This window comes from Pseudomonadota bacterium, from assembly GCA_016719885.1.
In the GTDB taxonomy this organism is placed as follows: Bacteria; Pseudomonadota; Gammaproteobacteria.
On record JADJYF010000008.1, the window covers coordinates 158766 to 177413 of the forward strand.

Here is an 18648-nt window from a genome sequence, read left to right on the forward strand (position 1 = left end):
CCTATGGTTCGGCGAGGCGCCGCTGGCCGGCGCCCGCCCCACAACGCCCCTGCCGCATCAAGGAGAACTCGATGAAGTTTCACTGGTTCAATCTCATGCCCTGGCCCTACCTGCCCGACGACTTTGCCGAAAAGCATCGCAGCGTGTGGGTCGACGTCGATTCGCGCCTGTTCGACGCGCGCAAGGCCAACCGGGTCTATAACGACTACCTGGATCTCCTCGAATACGCCGGCGACCTCGGCTTCGACGGCCTCGGCATCAACGAGCATCACCAGAACGCCTACGGCCTGATGCCGTCGCCGCAGCTGATGGCGGCGACCCTCGCGCGCCGCACACGCGACCCGTCCATCCTGCTGCTCGGCCAGTCCATCGCCCTCTACGACCCGCCGACCCGCGTGGCGGAGGAAATGGCAATGATCGACTGCATATCCGGCGGACGCCTGATCTGCGGCTTCCCGGTCGGCACTTCGATGGACGACAACTACGCCTGCGGCGCCAATCCCGCCACGCTGCGCGAGAAGTACTACGAGGCCCATGACCTCATCCGTCGCGCGTGGTCCGATCCCGACGTCTTCACCTGGAGTGGCCGCCATTACCAGATGCGTTACGTGAACCTGTGGCCGCGCCCGATCCAGGATCCACCGCCGATCTGGATCCCGGGCGGTGGCTCGCTGGAAACCTGGGACTTCTGCGCCCAGCACAATTACAACTACAGCTACCTGTCCTTCACCGGCTACATCCGCGGCGCGCAGCTGATGGAAGGCTTCTGGAAGCGCATGGCCGAGCTCGGCCGCGAGTTCAATCCCTACCAGGCGGCTTTCGCCCAGCAGATCGTGGTGGCCGACACCGATGCCGAGGCGCAGCGCCTGTACGAGAAACACGTGCGCTATTTCTTCTCGCGCTGCCTGCACGTGCATCCCGGCTTTGCCGACGCACCCGGCTACCGCACCGAGGCAACCCTGCGCGCCGGCCTCGGCACGCAGATGTCGGGCCAGGGCTCGGCCTTGAACCAGGCCGCCTCGCTGTCGTGGCGCGAGATGATCGACCAGGGCTACATCGTCGCCGGCAGCCCCGATTCGGTGTGCGAGCAGATGGAGAAGGTCGCCACCACGCTCAAGCTCGGCCATATCGTGTGCCTCATGCACATCGGCGACATGCCGACCGATCTTTGCAAGTACTCGACCGATCTGTTCGCCAGCAAGGTCATGCCGCGCATCCGTCCGCTGTGGAGCGAATACGAGGATCACTGGTCGCCGAAGCCGATGCCGCGCGACGACCGCGCCATACCGCGCGATGTCGATTTCAGCGTCGCCCCCGCCACTCGCCACGCATCGGCGCAAGCCTAGGAGGTTTCAGGCATGAAGTTGCAAACCATCGCCGTAGGCGCTGAAAACCTCACCGTCCACTACTACCGCGCGGGCAAGGGCCAGCCGCTTTTGTACCTGCATCATTTCCTCGGCCTGGTCGACTTCGAACCGGCGCTGGCCAAACTCGCCGAGCACTTCGACGTCATCGCGCCCTATGCCCCGGGGTGGGGACCGGCCAAGGACGACCTCGTGCGCATGAACGTCGGGCCGCTCGACATCACCCTGCATCAGCAAGACGTGCTCGATGCCCTGCAATTGGACAGCGTGCACGTGGTGGGCGTCGGCATCGGTGCGTGGATGGCGGCGGAACTGGCGGCCATCGCGCCGGCGCGTGTACGCAAGCTGGTGCTGGTCAATCCGGTCGGCATGTGGCTGGAGAACACGGTCGGCGAAGATCCCTTCGCGCAGAGTCCGGCCGCGCCCTCGGAAGTGCTATTCGCCGATCCGGCCTATCGTCGCCAGCTGCTGCTCGAAGGGCGCGACCCCATGAATGCGCTGGTCGACGAATTACTGGCGCTGCGCGCCAGCGCCAAGTTCCTGTGGCCCATCATGGAGACCGGCGTCGGCCGCCGTCTGTGCCGCATCAAGGCGCCGACCCTGGTGGCGACCTCGAGCCGCGACGCGGTGGTGCCCGCCGCCCATGGCGCGGCCTGGCAACAGCGCATCGCCGGCGCGCGGCTGACCACGCTGAAGGGCGCGGGGCATCTCGCCGAACTCGAGCAGCCCGATGCCTTCGCCACCCTGGTGCGCGAATTCGTCAGCGCTGACCGGGTCGCCGAGCTCGCCTGATGTGCGGCCACTTTGAGCCCATGAACGCACCGGCGCGGTTCACAAGGCCGCGACCGGCGCCACCCCGCGCACCACGCCCGCGCCCGGCGCCGCCCGCCTCCACCACGGACGCCACGGCGCACGAGCGCAGCGTGCCCACCAACAGCGGGCACTGAACCGCGCGGCACGGGCGCCATGGGGCGTCCGTGCCGCGCGTTTCAAGCCCGGCGCGCTCGATGCCGCTAAGGGATCGCGAAATCAGCGATTCAGCGAGCAGCCGTTTCCCATGAACCCAAATTCCAGCACCAGCACGGTCGAGCGCGCCTTCCCGCCGCGCACGACGCTGGTCTCGCGTACCGATTTGAAAGGAGTCATCACCTACGCGAACCAGGCCTTCATCGATCTGAGCGGCTATTCGCGCACCGAACTGCTCGGCGCCAAGCACAGCGTGGTGCGCCATCCGGACATGCCGGCGGCGGCCTTCGAAGACCTGTGGCGCACCATCGGCGCCAACAAGCCATGGCGCGGCATGGTCAAGAACCGCTGCAAGAACGGCGATCATTACTGGGTGGAAGCCTTCGTCACGCCCTATCACGAGCACGGCCGCCTGGTGGGTTACCAGTCGATACGCACCGCGCCGAGTCGCGCGCAGGTGGACGCCGCCGAGGCGTTCTACCGTGAAGTGCGCCAGGGACGCGCGCAATACCGGAGCGCGGCTCCGAGCCTCGTCGAGCGCCTGCCCTTCGACACGCGCGCCAATCTCACCAGCCTCGCGCTGGTCAGCCTGTTCGTCCTCACCGCCACTGCCGGGTGGCTGGATCATCATCGCCTCGCATTGCTCGGCGGTGGACTCGGCGTGCTGATCGCGGGTGCGACCTGCTGGTGGAACATCTCTCGCGTGCATCGGCCGCTGGCGCGCGTCGAAGCCACGCTGCTGGCGCTCGCCGAAGGCCGACTCGGCCGTCGCGTGGAAATCGTACGCGGCGAGGAATTCCCGGAACTGTTGGAAGCGGCGGAAACGATGCGCCTGCGCCTCGCTGCCATGGTGCTCGAAATCCAGCAGACGGCGCGGCGCCTGAAGGGCGAGACCGCGCAGATGGACACCGAGATCAAGGGCCTCAAGGCCCGCCTCGGCGAACAGAACGGGCGCATGAACGCAGCCGCCGTGGCGCTCGAGGAAATGGGCGCGACGGTCGAGGAGGTGTCGGCCCGCATTCGCGACACCGCGGCCCACGCACGCGGCGCCGATGCCATTGTCACCGAGGTCAACCTGTCGGTGCGCAACGAAGTGTCGACCAGCAATGCCATCATGGGCGCGGTGGCCGAGTCCTCGGCGCGCATCGACGAACTGCACAGCGCCGTCAGCCTGGTCGGCCAGGCCTCGAACGAGATCCGCGACATCGCGGCGCAGACCAACCTGCTGGCCCTGAATGCCGCCATCGAAGCGGCGCGCGCCGGCGAACAGGGTCGCGGCTTCGCGGTGGTGGCCGACGAGGTGCGCGCGCTTGCCACCCGCACCGCCGCCAGCACCGACAAGATCACCGAGATCATCGAACACATCACCGACGCCACGCGCCGCGCGCTGTCGACCATGCATTCGACCCGCGAGGGCGTGACGCGCAATGCCGACGACATCCAGGTGGTGGGCGCGGCCCTCGAGCAGGTCACGCGCGCCAGCCACGACATCCTGCAGTTGGCGGAAGGCAATGCGCGCGCGATGCAGGAACAGGCCAGTTCCGCCTCGGAACTCGGCACCGCGGTCGAACACATCAATGCCCTGGCCGACGGCAACAGCCGCGCTTTCGAGCACCTGGGCCTGACCTCGGAAACGGTCGATGGCACCGCCAGCGAACTGACCGCGCTGGTCGCGCACTACGCCATGAGCGAGCCGCGCGCGGCCTGAGTCTCGATGCACCATGACGGCCGCCCACGGCGCGCCGTCGCGGACACCTACTTTGCGTCGATTTCGGCCAGCACCTTGCGCGCGATGCGGAACGAGGTGACGCCAGCCGGCACCCCGCAGTACATCGCCACCTGGTGCAGCACCGCCTTCAGTTCGTCGCGCGACAGGCCGTTGTTGAGGGCGCCACGGAAGTGCAGTTCGAATTCCTCGGACCGTCCAAGCGCGGCCAGCATGCCGAGATTGAGAATGCTGCGGGTCTTGGGCGGCAGGGTGTCGTCACCCCAGATGAAGCCCCAGGTGTAGTCGGTCACGACCTTCTCCTGGAACTCGCGATTGAAATCGTCGAGGCCGGCCATGGCGCGCTCCACGTATTCCTCGCCCAATACCGCCTTGCGCATCTTGAGGCCGGCTTCGAATTGACTGTCGCTCATGCTGATTCTCCTGCTGGGTGTCTGCCTGGGTGCTGCGCCGACGGCGCCCCGCGATTATGCACGCCGCTTTCACGGCGGTTCTCGAAGCGCATCGGATCGTGAAACTGTGAATCGACCCCCAGTCCTTGCCGCGGGCGACGAACCAAGCGGAATTACCATGTCGAAACGACACGCCTGGGCACGCGCCGCATCGCGGCAGCGTCACGCGATGCCCGACGGTCGTTGCATTACGAAGGACGAGGTTTGTATGACACATGATGAAAGCCGATTCGACACGGACGCCGACTCCACGCCGGTCGAGGTCGAGGCCGATCCCGCCGCCCTGCCCTGTCCCGGTCGTCGCGCCATGCTGGGATGCGCGCTCGCCTTGAGCGTCACGCAGTTGCTCGGCATCAGCGAGGCCGAAGCGGCCACCGGCCAATGGACCTCGGCTGGCGCGCCGTCCGGCTTTGCGCTCGGCAAGCCCAAGCTGCTCAAGTTGGCGAGCGGTCGCGCGCCGGTCTTCATCACCAAGCTGTCGGCCACCAGCTTCCGGGCCCTGTACGCGGTGTGCACCCACGAGGTGCATACGGTGGATGTCGCGCCCGGCCACACCAACTACGCGTTCCGCTGCCCCAAGCACGGCGCCAAGTTCGACAAGACCGGCAAGGTGTTGGCCAACCAGAAGGCCAAGCGCGCGCTGGTCAAGCTGCCGGTCAAGATAGTCAAGAACAAGGTGATGGTGAACGTCGCCGGCTTCGTGTGAGCCGCCCGGCGGCTGGGTTCGCGCCCCGAGTTCGATGTTAGGATGCCGGCAGTCCTGGCTGCCGGAGAAACCCGATGATCGATCTCTACTACTGGCCGACGCCCAATGGCTGGAAAGTCAGCATCATGCTCGAGGAGTGCGGGCTCGAGTACAACACCATCGCCGTCGATATCGGCGGCGGTGATCAGTTCAAGCCGGAATTCCTGCGCATCTGCCCCAACAACCGCATGCCCGCCATCGTCGACCATGCGCCGGCGGGCGGCGGCAAAGCGCTGGCGCTGTTCGAGTCCGGCGCCATCGTCGAATACCTGGCGGACAAGGCGGGACGCCTGCTCGGCGCACCCGGCAGCGCCGACCGTTACCGCGTGCTGCAATGGGTGTACTGGCAGATGGCCAATCTCGGCCCGATGATGGGCAACGCCAATCACTTCAAGAACTACGCCAAGAATCTCACCAGCGACGCGGCCCAGCTCGAATACGGCATCAAGCGCTTCAGCGGTGAAGTCGATCGGCTGTGCGGCGTGATGGACGCCGAACTCGGCGCCCACCGCTACCTCGCTGGCGATGAATACAGCATCGCCGACATCATGAGCTGGCCATGGGCCTGCCTGTTGGAGCGCCTGATCGATCCCGGCGTCAATGACAAGTTTCCCCATCTGAAACGCTGGGTGGACGAAGTCGGCGCGCGGCCGGCGGTACAGAAGGGCCGCAATCTCTACAAGGAATGGGCGGAGCGTCCGCTCACCGAAGAGCAGGAGCAGAAGCGGCGCGCGCTGCTGTTCAACCAGACCAACGACAAGGTGCGCGCGGCGCGCGAAGCGGCGGCCAAGGCCGCGCGCTGACGGCCGGGCTCAGAACAGCTCCACGCCGCCGACCTCGCGCTGCTCGCAGAGCGGCGCCTGGTTGGCGACCTGGATGCGATTGCGGCCCTCGTGCTTGGCCTGGTAGAGCGCCTGGTCGGCGATATCCACCAGGTCGGGGGCAAGCTGGCCCGCGCCGGCACGGGCGTAGCCGATGCTGACCGTGATATTGCCCACCACCGGAAATTGATAGGCCGCGACCGCCTCGCGAAAGCGCTCGAGGGCGATACGCGCGCCCGCTTCGTCGGTGCGCATCAAGACCAGGAACTCCTCGCCGCCGAAGCGGAACAGGCGATCGTTGAAGCGGAACGATTTCTCCATCACCCGCGCGAAGCGCAGCAACACTTCGTCACCCAACAGGTGACCGTAGTTGTCGTTGACACGCTTGAAATGATCGATGTCGAGGATCGCCAGCCATAGTTCATGGCCGAGCTGTTCGGCCGCGCCGCTGGCGAGCTGCAGGAAAGTCTGGGTGAAAGCCTGGCGATTCAAAAGGCCCGTCAGCTGGTCGCGTTCGCGCGCTTCGATGAGCCGCAGCTGGTTACCGAACAAATCCGCGAGATGCATGATCTGCATGCGCAACAGCGGATCGGGCGTGGGTGAGTCCAACACCAGCAGCCGCCGCGGTGCGCTGTGGCCCGGGATCGGCAGCACGATACGCGCGGCATCCGCCGCGCTGGCCGGCAACATCACCGGCCCATCGCTGGCCAGGGCCTGCTCGACACCGCGCAGATCGGGCGCCGAACGGTGTGCGATGCCGAGTTCCACATCGAACAGGCGCACCACCGGCCCATCCTCGTCACCACCCTTGTAATAGGATTCCAGCAGCATGGCCTTGGCGGCCCAGCCACTTTGATCCAGCACCTCGATCAGCGCCCGTGCCAGGGATTGGCTGTCGAGCTGACTGGTGAGGCTCAGGGTGATGTGCTGGAGGACGCTTAGTTCGTGCATGGTCGAGGATGGACTCCGAGCATGTTTGCGGCGCGTCCGGCCTGAACTTTAAGGCCATGACCGCGGGCAGCGGCGATGCGAGAATGGCGGCGGGCCCGCCCACGCCGCGGGCATCTCGGTACAGGAACGAAGAGGAGGTTTTCATGGGGCGCCTGGACAACAAGGTCTGCATCATCACCGGCGCCGCCGGCGGCCAGGGCGAGGTTGCGGTGGAATTGTTCGCGCGCGAAGGCGCGCGCATCCTGGCCTCGGATCTCGCGCCGCAGGCCAGCGCGCGCATTGCAAAGGTCGCGGCCGAGCACCCGGGGCGGGTGCACTACGTGGCGGGTGACGTCACGCACGGCGCCGACCTCGACGCCATCGTGGCGGGCGCGGTCGAGCGCTTCGGTCGCATCGACGTGCTGTTCAACAACCACGGCGTGATGGTCGGCAGTCCCTTCCTCGACACCACCGAGGCGCAGCTCGACCAGGTGCTTTCGATCAACGTGCGCGCCTCCTTCCTGCTCGCGCAGCGCGTCGCGCGCCAGATGGTGGCGCAGGGCGGCGGCGGTTCCATCATCCACAACGCCTCCATCGGCGGCGTGGTCGGCTTCCCCGACATGGCGGCCTATGGCGCCTCCAAGGCCGGTGTCGCGCAGTTGGCGCGCTCGATGGCCAACGATCTGCGCGCCTGGGGCATACGCGTCAACGCGGTGGCGCCGGGCGGTATCGACACGCCGATGCCGCGCAAGTACGTAGAAAAATTTTCCGACCGTGAAGGGGTGTGGAAAGCCATGGAACAGGCCCATCTCACCGGCCGCCTGGGACGTCCCGAGGAAGTGATCTACCTGGTGCTGTTCCTGGCCTCCGACGAGGCCTCGTTCATGAACGGCGCGGTGGTCGCGGTCGACGGCGGCTACTCGGCGGTGTGAGCAGGCGACGCTCCCGACGCAGGCCACGCGCATGGTAAGCACGGCCCCCGCCACGCTGTTCGAGCGTCTGCACGCCGAGCTGTGCGGCCTGCGCGCGGCGGCGCGCGCCTACGCCGCCCAGCATTCCGCTGCCATCGCGGCCGCCGGGCCGGACTACCGCGACAGTGCCACCAACCTGCTGCATTACCTGAGCCTGCGTCAGCATGACCTGCGACCGTTGCAGGACGCGCTGGTGGATCTCGGCCTGTCGTCGCTGGGACGCAGCGAAGCCCACGTCATGGCGGCGCTCGAGGCGCTGTTGGGCGCCCTTGAGCGTCTCGGCCAATGGCCGGCCGCCGCCGCGCCGGACGAACCGTCGACGCTCAACCATGCGCGCGGTCGGCAGCTGCTCGACACTCACACCGCGGCCCTGCTCGGCGCGGCGCCGGCCGAGCGCGCGGTGCGCATCATGGTCACCATGCCGGGCGCGGCGGCCGACGACGCAACACTCATTCCGGCGCTGCTGGCGGCCGGCATGGACATCATGCGCATCAACGCCGCGCACGATGAGCCGGCGGCGTGGCAAGCCATGGTCGCGCGCCTGCGCGCGGCCGAGCGGGACAGCGGCCGACGCTGCAAGGTGCAGCTCGACCTGGCCGGCCCCAAGCTGCGCACCGGCGCCCTGTACGGTACGCAGCGCGTGGCGCGCTTCGGACCGCTGCGCGATGAATGCGGCGCGGTACTGCGGCCGGCCATGGTGTGGCTGACCGCCGCCGACGCCCCGGCGCCGCCGCCGCAAGCCGTCGACTGCGTGCTGCCGGTAAGCGGTGACGTGCTGCGCGACGCCGCCGGCGGCGATGCGCTGGAGATCCAGGACTGCCGCTGGCGCCATCGCAAGGTGCGGCTGGTCGCGGCCCACGCCGGCGGTTGGCTGGCGCAGGCCGTCAAGCGCATCTACGTCGAAGACGGTGCGGCGGTGCGCCTGCGCCGTCGCGGGCGCTTCATCGCCCATGGCGTGTTGCGCGGCCTGGTCACCGCCGAGCGCGCGCTGCGGCTCGAGGTCGGCGACACGCTGGTGGTGTGTCGCGACGAAACGGCCGGCCGCGCCGCCGAATTTTCCGCCGACGGCGCCATCACGCGCGCGGCGCGCATAGGCAGCACGCTCGGCGCGGCATTCGACGACATTGCGCCCGGTCATCGCATCCTGTTCGACGACGGCAAGCTGGCCGGCGAAGTGCTGGCCAACAGCGGCGAAGAGCTCGAAGTGCGCATCACCCACACGCCGCCCGGCGGCGCGCGCCTGCGCAGCGACAAGGGCATCAACCTGCCGGACAGTCGCCTGCGCCTTGCCAGCCTGTCGCCCGCCGATCTCGAGCACCTCGATTTCGCCGTCGCCCACTGCGACATGGTCGGGCTGTCATTCGTGCGCGGCGCGGAGGATGTGCTGCTGCTGGAAGACGAACTCACGCGCCGCGATGGTCAGCACCTCGGCGTGGTGTTGAAAATAGAAACGCGCCAGGGCTTCGAGGCCCTGCCCGACATCCTGCTCGCGTCACTGCGCTCGCCGCCGGTCGGCATCATGATCGCGCGCGGCGACCTCGCCGCCGAAATCGGTTTCGAACGGCTGGCCGAAGTGCAGGAAGAGATCCTGTGGCTGTGCGAAGCCGCCCACGTGCCGGTGATCTGGGCGACCCAGGTGCTGGAGACGCTGGCCAAGAGCGGTTACCCGTCGCGCGCCGAAGTCACCGATGCGGCGATGGGCGTGCGCGCCGAGTGCGTGATGCTGAACAAGGGTCCCTACATGGTCGAGGCGGTGACGTTCCTGGATGGCGTATTGCGTCGCATGCAGAGCCATCAGCACAAGAAGCGCGCGATGCTGCGCCGGCTGGCCGTGGCCGGCGCGCAATGACGCACGTCCGACTCAGAACTGCGGTTTGACGTCGGCGCTGCGGTAGCGCTCGAGACCGTCCAGCACTTCGCGCTTGGCCGCGTCGGGGCCTTCCCAGCCGCGCACCTTCACCCACTTGCCGACTTCGAGATCCTTGTAGTGCTCGAAGAAGTGCTGGATCTGCAGCAGCCGCTCGGGCTGCAGATCCTCGGGGCACTGCCAGTGCTTGTAGATCGGCAGGATGCGATCGATGGGCACCGCCAGCAGCTTGGCGTCGCCGCCCGCTTCGTCGTCCATCATCAGCACACCTATCGGTCGGCAGCGAATCACGGCGCCGGTGGTGACCGCGAAGGGTGTCACCACCAGCACGTCCACCGGGTCGCCGTCGTCGGCGATGGTGTGCGGGATGTAGCCGTAGTTGCATGGGTAGTGCATGGCGGTCAGCATGAAGCGGTCGACGAACAGGGCGCCGGTGGCCTTGTCCACTTCGTACTTGACCGGGTCGGCATTCATCGGGATTTCGATGATGACGTTGAATTCCTCGGGCGGCATGCGCCCGGAGTCGACGCGATCGAGATTCATGGAAGACTCATTCCTCAGGCAGGCAAAGAATACGGGGCGCCATTCTACGCGCCCCGCGGGGCGCGCGTTCAGGCCGAAATACGCGACTCGTCGCCGACCGCCACGCCGTAACCGGCCGCCGCCAGCGCCGCGCACACGGTCTCGAACTCGCTTTCGATCAAGGGCAGCCGCTCCAACGCGCGCTCGTAATCGCCCTGGCGCAACAAGGTGTCAGTGGCGGCGCACAGGTTGGCCAGGCGCAGTGCGCCGATCTGGGCGGCGCTGGCCTTGAGCGCGTGGGTGGCGCGTTGGCGGTCGGTGAAGTCGGCGCTGCGCAGTACCGCCAGCAGGCGCGGCGCATCCTCGCAGAACAGGCTCACCACGCGTTGCACGGCGGCGCCGTCGCCCTGCCCCTCCAGCACCTTGAGACTCTCCAACGCGTCGCGATCGAGCGCGGGCAATTCGCTGGGCGCAACGCTCACCACCGGCGGCGGCTCGGCGGGCACGGCGCGCGCCACGCCGGTGCCGCTCGCCACCAGCCAACGGCCGAGCACCACCTCGAGATCGGTACGCGAGAACGGCTTGCGCACGTAGTCGTCCATGCCGGCCGCGATGCAGCGCTCGCGATCGCCGACCATGGCATTGGCGGTCAGAGCCACGATCGGCACACGGCGCGCGCCGCCGCCGCCTTCCGGCGACGCTTCGAAGGCGCGGATGCGCGCGGTGGCCTCGAAGCCATCCATCTCCGGCATCTGGCAGTCCATCAGGATCATCGCGTAGTGCTTGCGCCGCACCGCCGCCAACGCGGCGCGACCGTTGTCCACCGCCTCGGTCTCCACGCCAAGCGCACGCAGGTTGATCAGCGCCACTTCGCGATTGACCGCGTTGTCCTCGACCAGCAGCACGCTGCCTTTGGCGTCGGCCACCGCGGCGCGCGGTTCGCTGCGCGCGTCACCGCTGGGCGGCGCCGCGACGGCCAGCTTGACCGGCAGTTCGAACCAGAACATCGAACCGAGACGCGGCACGCTGTGCACGCCGATCTCGCCGTGCATGAGTTCCACCAGCTGGCGCGTGATGGCGAGACCGAGCCCGGTGCCGCCGAACGTGCGCGTGGTCGAACCGTCGGCCTGGGTGAAGGGCAGGAACAGGCGCTCGGCGGTCTCGGACTCGATGCCGATGCCGCTGTCGGCAATCTCGAAGCGCACACGCAGCGGCTGCGCGGTGGCCACCCGCAGCGCCACCGAGACGTGACCGCGGTTGGTGAACTTGATGGCATTGCTGACCAGGTTCAACAACACCTGGCGCAGGCGCAGCGGATCGAGCTCCACCCATTCCGGCACCGATTGTTCGACGCTGCACGACAGCTCGAGTCCCTTGGCGCGCGCGCGCGGGTCGAGCATGTCCACCACTTCGCGCACGATGTCCGCCGGCCGCGCGGCGATGGATTCGAGGTCGAGCTTGCCCGCTTCGATCTTGGAGAAATCGAGAATGTCGTTGATGAGACCGAGCAGCACCTGGCCCGACTGGCGCACGGTCTCGGCATAGTGGCGCTGCGCGTCGTCGAGCTTGGAATCGAGCAACAGGTCGGTCATGCCCAGCACGCCGTTGATGGGAGTGCGGATCTCGTGGCTCATGTTGGCGAGGAATTGCGACTTCGACAGGTTGGCCTCCTCGGCGGCGAACTTGGCGGCGCGCAATTCGTCCTCGGTGTCGCGCTGCTTGGCGATGGCCTCGTCGAGTTCGCGCACCCGCTGTTCCAGCACCGCGTTGCTGGTGGTGAGATCGCGACGCGCGTCGCGCAGGCCTTCGCGCGCGCTGGCCAGCCCATGGGCCGCCTCGGTGATCTCGCGTTGCAGTGAATTGAAGTTGGCCGCCATCTCCGCCAGTTCGTCCTGGGAATGGACCTTGACCGGCACCACGTCGACACGCGCGTAGGCGGCGTCCAGGTCGCCGCGTCCCAGCGCCAGCATGGCGCGCGTGAAGTCGGCGGCGGTACCCTGGCTGAGGTCCTTGGCAGCCTTCGATACCGCCACCGCCGAGTGCGCGATCATGCCCGGCAGCACCAGGCCGACGGTGATGGTCAGCATCGCAACGGCGACGAAGATATCTTCGAGGATGGTGATCAACGCCGGGTTGACGTGCGACGGCAATTGCGACACCGCCAGCAGGTAACCGGCGCCGTCCAGCACCAGCACCGCCAGCATCGCGCCGGTCAGCTTGATGTGCAGCGAGCGCTTGATGCCGGGCAGGCCGCTGCGGCGACGGTCGGTGTACAGGCGCACTGCGTACAGCGCGGTGCCGGAGAACGCGAACACCAGGCCGAACAGCACCGTCGGCAAGCCGAACTGCTGAAAGCCCAGCAGCGCCGACAAGGCCCAGATCACGGCGGCCACCAGCCCCAAACCGATGGTGCCGCGCGGCGCGCGATAAGGACGCGTCATTTCCGGCGCATCACGGCGCAGCAACCACACCGCCACGCTCGGCAGGCAGATGCCGATCAGGTAGGTGAAGTTGGCGGCGGCGATGAGCCAGATCGGGTCGCCCAGCAGCAGGAAGAAGATGGCCATGCCGGCCGTGAACAGGGTCGCCACCCACGGCGCATCGGAGCGCGCGCGACGCGCGAAGATCAGCGGCAACAGACCGTCTTCCGCAAGTTGCGCCAGCGTGCGCGAGGCGCCCGCCAAGGGCTGCACCGTGCCATGGAACATGTTCAACATCATGAACCAGATGGCGGCGGCCTTGGCGCCCGCGCCGAACAGCGGCGCGAACGTCGGCCCCAGCACCAGCGCCAGGTCGTGCCCCAGCGGCTCGGCGCCGAGCGTGCCCAGCCACACCACCGGCAGCAATACGAAATACACCGCCGCCATGCCCGCCGAGGCCCACATCGCGCGCGGCACGTTGCGGTTGGGGTCGATGGTTTCACCGACGTGGCAGGCGAAGGCCTCGAAGGCCGGCGCCGCGAAGCCGATGAGATACAGGCCGGCCATACAGCTCGTGAGCGCGCCGAACATGCCGTCGAACGGCGTGGTGAGGTGGAAATCGAAGGCTTGCTGCCAGTTCATGGTGCCGGCATAGATCGGCAGCAGGCCCGACAGGAAGGCCAGCAGCGCCGAACAAAAGGCGATGGGCGTGATGAGCCGCGCCACCCACTTCACGCCGCAAATGTTGATGCCGGCATAGAACAGCACCAGTCCGGCCGCCATGAGGTGGATGGGCACCTGCGGCAGATACCAGGCGTGGATGGCCGACGCCGACAGAATGGCGGTCAGGCCACAGGTCGGGATCCAGCCCCACCAGTAGCAGGTGCCGGCCAGGTTGCCGAGCACCGGCGCATAGGGTTGAAACGCTTCGCCGCAGGTCGCGGCGATGCCACCGACACGGTTCGGCCACATGAGCACCAGTTCGAGCCAGCCGGGCATGGCCATGTAGCCGAGCACCAAGCCCAGCACCAGCAAGGGCACGGCGGCGCTGCCTTGTCCGGCGATGGCGCCCTGACCGATGAACAGTGCCGTGATCAGGAACAGGCTTTGATTGCTGCCGCCCATGGCCAGCGCCGTGGTGCCGACCCAGCCCAGCGTGCGTGGATGCGCCAAGGCATCCGCGGACGCGGTGGAATCCTCTGTCATGTCGTCGTGCTGTCCTGGCGCGCGCAGCGCGTGAATGTGGGCCGGTCGCGCGCCCTCCCATGGGCGGCGCGCGGCAAGTGTCGGGCGTAGAGCGGGCAACGGCAAGTGTACAATCGTCAGATTGCCCGCTCGACTCCATTGCCCACGACCTCGAGGCCGTTGCCAGTCGCCCATGACATCTCCCTCACTACCAGCCCGGGCCGCGCCTGACACGAGCCGGGGCCCACGCCTGGTCGGCATGGCGCTGGCCGTGCTGTGGACCGGCGTGGCCATCGCCGCACACGGCACCGCGCTGGCGCTGCCGACCTTGTTGGCGGCGGGCGGCGGCGTGGCGTGGCTGGCGTGGCTGGCACACCGGCAGTCGCGCGCCGTCGCGGCGCACGCAGCCAGCCCCGGCTGCGCGAGCGCCACCGCCCTGCTCGAGGCGATGCTGGCCAACGATCTCGACGCGGTGCTGGCGCAAGGCGCGGCCTTGCTCGGCGCAAGCCGCGTGTGGCTGCGCGTCGACGCGCCGCTCGTGGCACAAACCCTGGATTGGCCGCCGTCGCCGCAGGCCGCCGCGCCCGCCTGGTGGCGCGATGCACTCGCCGAGCAGCCAGTGTGGGTGTGCGATACCGGACCACTCGCGTGCGTGGTGCAACTGCGCCATCGCGACGTCGCCTTCGGCGTACTGGCTTTTGAACGGGACGCCGCGGCGCAGGCCTTTTCGACTGGCGATACGCAGGCGGCCAGCGCCGTGGCGATGCTCATGACGCACCTGTTGCTGAGCCGTCATCTCGAGGCGCGCCTCGATGAACTCGGTGAACAGCAGGCGCGCGAACGGCGCATGTTCCTGTCGCGCCTGAGTCACAAGCTGCGCACGCCCATGACCGCCATCCTCGGCTTCGCGCAGATCCTGGCGCTGGACGACGGTCTCGAAGGCGAACACCGCGAGTTCGTGCGGGAAATCGAAGCCGCCGGTCAGAGCCTGCTCGACATGCTCAACGAATTGGTCGGCGTGACGCGCGATTAGACCGCGGCTGCGCGTGGCGCCAGGCGTCAGCCGCCGAGCAAGGCCACCGCGATCTCGGCCTTGCGTTCGATGATTTGCTTGTAGCCGGCCAGGTCGAAATCCCGCGCGCTACCCATGGCCCCCACCAGGTAGCGCTTGTACACGCCCTGTCGAATCGCCGCGAGCCGCCATTGTTGAAACGCGCGGTAGTAGTCGATGTGCTCGAGATCGAAACCCGTCAGCTCGGCATAGCGCGCCACCAGCACCTCGCGCGGGCTGAAGCCGCCGGCGGTGGTGGGCATGCTGTCCTCGGCGTCGCCGCGACGCTCCTCGGGCGCCATCCAGGTGTTGAGCAGGTAGCCGAGATCGGCCAGCGGATCGCCCAACGTGCACAGCTCCCAATCCAGCACCGCCTGGATGCGGCCGCCGGCGACGATGAAATTGCCGAGGCGATAATCGCCATGCACGATGCTGGCGCCGACCTGGATGGGCATGCGCTCGCCGAGCAGGCGCAGCGCGTCTTCCATGGCCGGCACCGGCTCGGTGCGGGTCGCCTGCCACTGCTGGGTCCAGCGCTTGAGCTGCCGCGCGATGTAGTTTTCCTTGCGGCCGAGATCGCCCAGGCCCACCGCGTCCGGGTCGAGCTTGTGCAAGCGCGCCAGCACTTCGGCGACGTCGGTGCTGAGTGCGATGCGCTCGGCGGCCGGGATATGCGCCGCCGCTTCGTCGTCATGCGGCACCATGCCTTCGACGAAGTCCATGATGAAGAACGGCGCACCGTTGACCGCGCTGTCCTGACACAGGCCATGGGTCCTCGCCACCGGTACACCACTGCCGGCGAGGGCATGCACCACGCGATATTCACGCCCCATGTCGTGCGCGCTTTCGAGCACATGACCGAGCGGCGGGCGGCGCAGCACGTAGCAGCGCCCGGCGGCGTCGCGCGCACTGTAGGTGAGATTGGAATGACCGCCGGCAATCAACACGTACTCCACCGGCGGCGTGAGCGCCGGCACATGCGCGGCCAGCCACGCGGTGACGTTCACCGCGTCGATACCTTCAGTCATGACGTTCCCCTGGCTTGACGAGCCGGCATGATAACGCGCGTCGCGGCCGTCGGGTTCGCGCGCGCCATTCCCGTATACTCGGGCTTCGCCTATCGCCAATGGACTGCCTGCATGAACGCGCCCTCCCCCTTGCTTGCGCAGGCCCAAGACCTGCGCCACTTGCTGATCGAGGCCGGCGCGAGCATCGAGCAGGAACGCCGTCTCAGCGCCGAGGTGCGCGCGGCGCTGTCCGCCATGGGCGCCTTCCATCTGCAGCTCGCACAGGAATACGGCGGCGCGGGCGCCGATCCGCAAACCTACCTCGATGTCATTGAAGAACTGTCGCGCGGCGATGCCTCGAGCGGCTGGTGCGCGATGGTCGCCTCCGAATCGAGCGCGTGCATGAACGCGTGGCTGGCGCCGGAAGTGATCCGTGCCATGCTCGGCACGGCGCCCTTGGCGGCGGTCTCGTTGACAGCGGTCGGCAAGGGCCGCGCGGTGATCGATGGCGACGGCCTCCGCGTCAGCGGTCGCTGGCGTTTCACCAGCGGCTGTCGACACGCCGAGTGGCTGGGCGCGCTGTGCATGGTGCATGACGGCGACACGCCACGCCAGCTGGCCAACGGCGCACCGGACGCGCGCCTGGTGTTCGTGCCGAGCAGCGCCGCCACGCTGCTGGACACCTGGCATACCAGCGGTCTCAAGGGCACCGCCAGCGATGATTTCGAATTGCACGACGTGCCGGTGCCCGCCGCGCATGGCTTTGCCCTGCGCGATGCGCCGCGCGACGGCCAGCCGGCGTGGCGCATTCCGCTCGGCCTGCGCCTGGCCATGAGCAAGGCGGCCGCGGTGTGCGGCATGGCGCGTGGCGCCATGGACGCGGCGCTGCCGCTGCTCGATCGCACGCCGTTCGCCGGCGCGCGGCCGGCCCGCGAAGAGCCGCGCGTGCAAGCCGGACTTGCCGAGGCCGAGGGCGCCATCGAAGCGGCGCGCGCCTACCTGCGACAGGAAGTGGCGCGTTGCTGGCACGCGGTCCGCGCCGGCCACGCGCTGACACTGGACGACGTCGCCCGCACGCGTCTTGCCATCGTCCATGCCGCGCGCGCGGCGCTGACGGCGGTCAATACCCTGCAGGAACTCGTCGGCACCGCCGGCGTGTTCACGCCACGCTTCGACCGCGCGGTACGCGACCTCCAGGTCGCCCGCCATCACCTGCAGCTGCAGGCCCATGTCATGGAGGACATCGGCCGCGTGATGCTGGGGCAGGCGCCGCTGAACCCGTTGTTCTAGGGCGCCTCGGAGGCTCGACAGGGTCCCTTGTGGGTCAGACTTCAGTCTGACGTTCAGACAGGTGACACGAGCGTGGCAGCGCTTTGGTTGTCAGACTGAAGTCTGACCCACAACGCCGCACACGATGTTTACCCAGGTGGCGCTCTATAATCGCGCCACCCGCCCTGGGCGCGACACGAACATTTTGTCCATGAATTTCGACGATCTCCCCCCGGACTGGCGCGACCGACTCGCGATCGACGGCAGCGCCGCCGAGCCCGGCCTGTGGCTGCGCGGCGCCTGGGAGTTGCGTGACGGCGTGCCGCGCTACGCGAGCATCGCGCCGCAGATGGCGCAGGCGCGCCGCATCCATCTCGGCGCGCGCGAGCTCGAGCGTTGGGATTCGAGCGCGGTGAATTTCCTCGCCGCCGTGATCCGCGATGCGCGCGCGCGCAATGTCGAGGTCGATCAAAGCGCGCTGCCCGACGGCTTACGCCGCATGCTGGCGCTGGCCTTCGCGGTGGCGCCGCCGCCGCCGCGCGCCACGCCGCCGGCGCCGGGCATGCTCGCCGGCGTCGGGCTGGGCGTGATACGCGCCTGGCGCGACTGGCCGGCGATGATCGAGTTCGGCGGCGAGATCATCCTGTCGCTGGGCCGCTTCGTCACCGGCCGGGCACGCTACCGGCGCGGCGATTTTGCCTATCTCATCGAAGAAGTCGGGCCGCGCGCGCTGCCCATCGTGTCGCTGATCAGTTTCCTGGTCGGCACCATCCTCGCCTACATGGGCGCGGTGCAGTTGGCGCTGTTCGGCGCCAGCATCTACATCGCCGACCTGGTCGGCATCGGCGTGGTGCGCGAAGTGGCGGCGCTCATGACCGGCATCATCCTCGCCGGTCGCACCGGCGCCGCCTATGCCGCCCAGATCGGCACCATGCAGGTCAACGAAGAGATCGACGCCTTGCGCACGCTCGGCGTATCGCCCATCGATTACCTGGTGCTGCCGCGCATGCTGGCGCTGATCTGCATGGTGCCGCTGTTGACGCTCTATGCCGGCATCGTCGGCATCCTGGCCGGCATGACCATCGCGGTGCTGGTGTTCGATGTCGGCATCTACGAGTACTACAACGAAACGCTGTCGGCCTTGGAGCTCAAGCATTTCGCCGTCGGCCTGGTGAAGGGCACGGTGTACGGCGCGCTGGTCGCCTTCGCCGGCTGCCTGCGTGGCATGCAGTGCGGACGCAGCGCGCAGGCGGTCGGTGAATCGACCACCTCGGCGGTGGTGCTCGGCATCCTGCTCATCACCATCTCGGCCTCGGTGCTGACCATCGTGTTCCAGAAGCTCGGCATCTGAC

Annotated in this window: 15 protein-coding genes; 10 read left to right on the top strand and 5 right to left on the bottom strand. The window is 68.0% G+C overall.

What is annotated here, in order from left to right:
• Window positions 1-71: 71 nt before the first annotated feature.
• The 3 genes from IPM80_09945 (at window position 72) to IPM80_09955 (ending at window position 4038) form a co-directional block, all read left to right on the top strand.
• Window positions 72-1346 carry an LLM class flavin-dependent oxidoreductase gene (locus IPM80_09945; GenBank protein MBK8958739.1) on the top strand — a complete coding sequence of 425 codons (1275 nt, stop codon included), beginning with the start codon at window positions 72-74 and terminating at the stop codon, window positions 1344-1346.
• A gap of 12 nt (window positions 1347-1358) precedes the next feature.
• Window positions 1359-2156: an alpha/beta hydrolase gene (locus tag IPM80_09950; protein MBK8958740.1), complete on the top strand. Its 798-nt coding sequence runs from the start codon at window positions 1359-1361 to the stop codon at window positions 2154-2156.
• Between the two features lie 265 nt (window positions 2157-2421).
• Window positions 2422-4038, top strand: coding sequence for a methyl-accepting chemotaxis protein (locus IPM80_09955; GenBank protein MBK8958741.1), 1617 nt, complete (start codon window positions 2422-2424; stop codon window positions 4036-4038).
• 47 nt (window positions 4039-4085) lie between these two features.
• Here IPM80_09955 and IPM80_09960 read toward each other — a convergent pair whose 3' ends face one another.
• Window positions 4086-4469, bottom strand: a complete 384-nt coding sequence (locus tag IPM80_09960; protein ID MBK8958742.1) for a carboxymuconolactone decarboxylase family protein — start codon at window positions 4467-4469, stop codon at window positions 4086-4088.
• A gap of 247 nt (window positions 4470-4716) precedes the next feature.
• On the opposite strand from IPM80_09960, the gene IPM80_09965 reads away from it, so the two are divergent.
• Entirely contained in the window at window positions 4717-5214 is a 498-nt protein-coding gene (locus IPM80_09965) for a Rieske (2Fe-2S) protein (protein MBK8958743.1), read from the top strand.
• Between the two features lie 74 nt (window positions 5215-5288).
• Entirely contained in the window at window positions 5289-6056 is a 768-nt protein-coding gene (locus IPM80_09970) for a glutathione S-transferase N-terminal domain-containing protein (GenBank protein MBK8958744.1), read from the top strand.
• A 9-nt stretch (window positions 6057-6065) separates the two neighbouring features.
• Here IPM80_09970 and IPM80_09975 read toward each other — a convergent pair whose 3' ends face one another.
• A complete protein-coding gene (locus IPM80_09975) occupies window positions 6066-7025 on the bottom strand; it encodes a diguanylate cyclase (protein ID MBK8958745.1) in 960 nt (319 codons plus the stop codon).
• A gap of 143 nt (window positions 7026-7168) precedes the next feature.
• Between IPM80_09975 and IPM80_09980 the strand changes: the two genes are divergently transcribed.
• Together IPM80_09980 and IPM80_09985 are read left to right on the top strand one after the other, a co-directional pair.
• Window positions 7169-7936 carry an SDR family oxidoreductase gene (locus IPM80_09980; GenBank protein MBK8958746.1) on the top strand — a complete coding sequence of 256 codons (768 nt, stop codon included), beginning with the start codon at window positions 7169-7171 and terminating at the stop codon, window positions 7934-7936.
• Between the two features lie 31 nt (window positions 7937-7967).
• Window positions 7968-9824, top strand: a complete 1857-nt coding sequence (locus tag IPM80_09985; protein MBK8958747.1) for a pyruvate kinase — start codon at window positions 7968-7970, stop codon at window positions 9822-9824.
• Between the two features lie 12 nt (window positions 9825-9836).
• Here the strand turns inward: IPM80_09985 and ppa are convergent, their stop codons facing one another.
• Both ppa and IPM80_09995 read right to left on the bottom strand, forming a co-directional pair.
• Complete coding sequence (gene ppa, locus IPM80_09990) at window positions 9837-10385, bottom strand: inorganic diphosphatase (protein ID MBK8958748.1); 549 nt, start codon at window positions 10383-10385, stop codon at window positions 9837-9839.
• Window positions 10386-10453: 68 nt separating this feature from the next.
• Entirely contained in the window at window positions 10454-13990 is a 3537-nt protein-coding gene (locus IPM80_09995; protein MBK8958749.1) for an amino acid permease, read from the bottom strand.
• A 34-nt stretch (window positions 13991-14024) separates the two neighbouring features.
• Between IPM80_09995 and IPM80_10000 the strand changes: the two genes are divergently transcribed.
• Window positions 14025-15002: a hypothetical protein gene (locus IPM80_10000; GenBank protein MBK8958750.1), complete on the top strand. Its 978-nt coding sequence runs from the start codon at window positions 14025-14027 to the stop codon at window positions 15000-15002.
• Window positions 15003-15028: 26 nt separating this feature from the next.
• Here the strand turns inward: IPM80_10000 and IPM80_10005 are convergent, their stop codons facing one another.
• Entirely contained in the window at window positions 15029-16048 is a 1020-nt protein-coding gene (locus IPM80_10005; GenBank protein MBK8958751.1) for a phosphotransferase family protein, read from the bottom strand.
• A gap of 111 nt (window positions 16049-16159) precedes the next feature.
• On the opposite strand from IPM80_10005, the gene IPM80_10010 reads away from it, so the two are divergent.
• Together IPM80_10010 and IPM80_10015 are read left to right on the top strand one after the other, a co-directional pair.
• Window positions 16160-17317: an acyl-CoA dehydrogenase family protein gene (locus IPM80_10010; GenBank protein ID MBK8958752.1), complete on the top strand. Its 1158-nt coding sequence runs from the start codon at window positions 16160-16162 to the stop codon at window positions 17315-17317.
• Between the two features lie 190 nt (window positions 17318-17507).
• The gene (locus tag IPM80_10015; protein MBK8958753.1) at window positions 17508-18647 is read left to right on the top strand and encodes an ABC transporter permease; all 1140 of its coding nucleotides are present in this window, start codon (window positions 17508-17510) and stop codon (window positions 18645-18647) included.
• Window position 18648 lies beyond the last annotated feature (1 nt).